Source organism: Psychrobacter sp. TWP2-1-2, assembly GCF_049896785.1.
Taxonomy (GTDB): domain Bacteria; phylum Pseudomonadota; class Gammaproteobacteria; order Pseudomonadales; family Moraxellaceae; genus Psychrobacter.
The window spans coordinates 1-3,702 of record NZ_JAFCVA010000037.1 but is presented as its reverse complement, the minus strand read 5'-3'; the positions used below and the strand labels follow the sequence as shown (position 1 = coordinate 3,702).

The following is a 3,702-nucleotide window of genomic DNA, read 5'->3' as shown; positions in this document are numbered from 1 at the left end:
TGTTCCCATGTATTATCGGTGAGCACTGTTCTTGCCATAATTTAGAGAGCCCTGTTTGAAATAGTCTCTTTATTTTAAAGCCTTTATACTTACTTTTACAGATTAGGGACACGCCCTAGGCTAGTTCGCAATTTATTATTATCCTGATAAAAGATCATAGTTTGAAAAGTAAAATAGCTTCTTGAGTAACCTTTCTTATAAGTATCGCTCCTTTATTTCTATCAAAAATATGTCGGTAAGAGGAGAGCAGCAAGGTCATATTAAAGACATATTTGATAGGTCGAATTCAATAAGAAGTTATCTGAGACACTAAATAAAAGGCAATAAAAAATCCAATGCTAAGTGCCTTGCTCAAACACTTAACATTGGAGTACTAATACTAATCGCTAAAACTGCCTATTAACTATTTTGTTTCTCTTTATTGACGGCAATTTATGACTAATCTATCAGCGATTAGCATTCAGTTTCTTAGAATACGTTTATTTTTATACTAGACCTACGAATTACCACTATAACCTAATCGTTTTTTGATAATGCTGCTGTGTGGGAGAGCTACTACCTCTACTGCACGCCATCGGCTGGAGTTTGATCTAGATTAGGATTTTCATCCCTATCACTATTAATATTCGTGTCTGGCCCACTATTACCCATATTATCGGTCGATCCAGATGGATTAGTAGCATTCACTTCATTATTGGCAGACGTACCAGAACCTTCTCCAGCACCTATATTAGAATCATTTTCCGTTAAAGGGGCATCACCTCCAGAAGAAGAAGTATCTACGTCACTCGATTGATTGGTGCCTGTCGCGTCGCCTGATTGAGCATTATCACCTTCTTTTTCACTACTACAAGCACTAACGCCCATCGTAGCTGCCAGTAGCAAACTCAATACAGTCGTGTGTAATAAGCGGTTTGGTTTTAGTGGTTTCATCTCATTATCCTTAATAAAATTGAAAAATTGGTTGATAGCTTCTATTGCCTCAGCATAATTGAGTTACTCACCAGTATTATGAGGTTTTTGTTTGTTTTCGTTAACTTTCTATTAAGAAAGAAGTAAGTAGACTTTCAAATTTTGTAAATACCCCATAGGATGATTAACAATAATTATCCTATGGTTTAGTTAGCTTTGTAGTAGGTCAAGCATACTTTGGTATTTGTCTTTTTTATCGGAAATTTTACTACGTTCCTCGGCTAGATTAGGCACTGAGTCTTTAGAGTCTTCTACCTTCTTATCAAAGGCTTTTAGCTCAGCCTCTACACCGTCTACAAGCCTATTGAGCATCATAGCAAGCGCTTTTTCAGAAACTTCATGCGTTATGTTGGAAGCTTCAGAGGTAAAATCATCTTTGAGCTTGGACGCCCATTGATAGATATGACCTATCGTGGCACTGTGCTTATCATCTTTATCAGAAGTCTCTTTTTCATCAGAATCAGATTTGCCGTCTTTGTCAGAGATAAAATCATCCTTAAGCTTAGACGCCCATTGGTAGATATTAGCTATCGTCGCACCATACTTATCATTTTTTTCAGACTTATCATCTTCGCTAGATTCATCTTTTTCGCTAGATTCATCTTCTTTGGCAGATTTACCCTCTTTATCCGACTCAATCTGTTTTTCGGCATTGTAATCTTCAAAATCACCGTCTTCATATATTACTTTATCGCCTTTTAAAACCTCAACACCCGTCACTTCATTATTTGAAGGCGCTTCCGTTGTATTTTCAAGCGATTCTAGAGCATTCTTGATGTTATCGTTATCAGTAGGCTGGTTTGACATGATTTCTAATCCTTGTTAGTGAAGTATATTTACACTCAATCATAAGGCCACACCCTCTTATATTGCGTATCTCAATATAGATTATTTTGTTTCAAATTTGCTAAAGATCCTGCAAACCTGTCTGTTGCATTGGTTTATAAACGACTATTGATCGTTCCATGGAAACAATTGCCCAAGTAACAGTATATTCATGAGACTCGGTAATTAAACAACCAGTAATTGCCATTGGCTCAGTATGGGCAGGAATAGCAATACCAATTTTCATAACACTTACGTAATCCCCTCCCATCTAATGCTATCTATCCTGGCTTCAACCTTTAATAGCAAAAGTTTGCATTCGGCAGTCTCATGGGTGCATCTTCACTGCTATGTGCCAAATAATTTATTCGCAACAGGACTCACGCTATCTATTTGGTACTCTTTATTGTCATATAGATCTTCTAAGAAGCCTTGATGCCAAGCGTGTAAATTCTCTTGTTTCAAACCCTGTAATAAACATTCATAACGTATCTTTCTTTCATCTAGGGGCATGGTCAAAGCTATTTTTAAGCCTTCTGTCATACTTTTTGGCTGATATGGGTCGATGATGACCGCCGCTTGCATTTGCTCAGCCGCCCCAGCATAGCGTGAGACCAGTAATACGCCAGGATTGTCAGGGTTTTGGGCGGCAATATATTCTTTGGCAACCAGATTCATACCATCTTTAAGCGAGTTGACCCAGCCAATATCACTTTGCCAAAATAATCTCATCAATGCCTCGTGGCTTAATACGGTTTCGCTATAATTAATGGCTTGGCGACTTCCGGCCGCATCTTTTTGACCATTTTTATTTGGCAAAAATTGCTGATTAATATTATGAACCGTTTGTCTGACATCGTTATAAAGCTCATGGTAAACAGGTAAATCTAAGCGACTAGGACAGGCGATTTGTAATAACGTCAGCTTATTTTGATAGGTCGGATTTTGCTGTAAAAAATCGCGATACGCTGAAAAACGCCTCAATAAGCCTTTCGAGTAGTCGATTCTATCCACCGCAATAATTTGTTGGGTCGCAGGCTTTATCTGCTTTTTATGATCAGTATATTTGGCGTATTGCAAAGATAAGTGGCTAATTTGCTGTTGGATTTTAGCCACATTTGTACCAATTGGATAGGTATCAATCAGTAAGCTATGTGGGGTATCCATACCTAAGTTAAGGATCACCTGCGTACTGGTTGAGCAGTTAGGGGTACCAATATTTTGCTGATTGTGGAAGTTTTTTATTAGTGAGTTTTTTAAATAGTGCTGAATGACGCCAAAACAGTTGACTTTATCTTCTTGAGTTTGCGTGCCTACAACATTGTAATAGGCAAGGTGGGAAATGAGTTCAAAGCTTTTATCCAGCTGTTGCCAAAATGGCAGTGATACAAATGAAATATGCAAGAAAAAGCCGATGCGGTTTTTGATTCCTAATTGCCTGCAATGGTATACCACACTCAAAAAATGATAATCATGTACCCAAATCACATCATCAGGCTCTACAACTTTTTTTAATTGCTCAGCAAAAAGGTGGTTTACCGCTTGATACCCTACGTAATCCTCTGGCGCTTGATGAATTAAATCGGTGCGCTCGTGCAGTAATGGCCACAGCACATTGTTAGCAAAACCGCAGTAAAACTGCTGATACTGCTCAGTGGTAAGTGCAGTAGTTATATAAGTGATGGTTGTGTCTGCTCGCGTCAAATCAGCCTGAGTATTCGCTAAAGCAGTTCGTTTGTTACTGCTAAATTCATTGCCTGCGCTATCATTTAGCTGGTCAATAATGTCACCATTCCACCCCATCCAAACGACTGATTTTCCGTTCAACACGTCTTGCAGTACTATTGCAAGTCCACCTGCCATTGGGTTGTTATCAGGCATTTTAACTCGGTTAGATAGGACGAT

The 3,702-nt window shown here is 38.5% G+C and carries 4 protein-coding genes; all 4 read right to left on the bottom strand.

The window, feature by feature from the left end; all coding sequences use genetic code 11:
* Positions 1-561: 561 nt before the first annotated feature.
* Complete coding sequence (locus tag ACP7AE_RS14075) at positions 562-933, bottom strand: hypothetical protein (RefSeq protein WP_426243837.1); 372 nt, start codon at positions 931-933, stop codon at positions 562-564.
* Between the two features lie 189 nt (positions 934-1,122).
* On the bottom strand, positions 1,123-1,779 hold the full coding sequence (locus ACP7AE_RS14070; RefSeq protein ID WP_426138754.1) for a hypothetical protein: 657 nt from the start codon (positions 1,777-1,779) through the stop codon (positions 1,123-1,125).
* A gap of 100 nt (positions 1,780-1,879) precedes the next feature.
* Positions 1,880-2,044 (bottom strand): hypothetical protein, encoded by a 165-nt coding sequence (locus ACP7AE_RS14065; RefSeq protein WP_426138755.1) that lies wholly within the window; start codon positions 2,042-2,044, stop codon positions 1,880-1,882.
* Positions 2,045-2,145: 101 nt separating this feature from the next.
* Positions 2,146-3,702, bottom strand: a 1,557-nt coding sequence (locus ACP7AE_RS14060) for an alpha,alpha-trehalose-phosphate synthase (UDP-forming) (RefSeq protein WP_426138756.1), incomplete at its 5' end; no start/stop codon positions are given.

Excerpts from the sequence above, each read along its gene's own strand:
- ACP7AE_RS14070 (WP_426138754.1), bottom strand. The coding sequence starts at position 1,779 with ATGTCAAACCAGCCTACTGATAACGATAACATCAAGAATGCTCTAGAA.
- ACP7AE_RS14065 (WP_426138755.1), bottom strand. The coding sequence starts at position 2,044 with ATGAAAATTGGTATTGCTATTCCTGCCCATACTGAGCCAATGGCAATT.
- ACP7AE_RS14075 (WP_426243837.1), bottom strand. The coding sequence starts at position 933 with ATGAAACCACTAAAACCAAACCGCTTATTACACACGACTGTATTGAGT.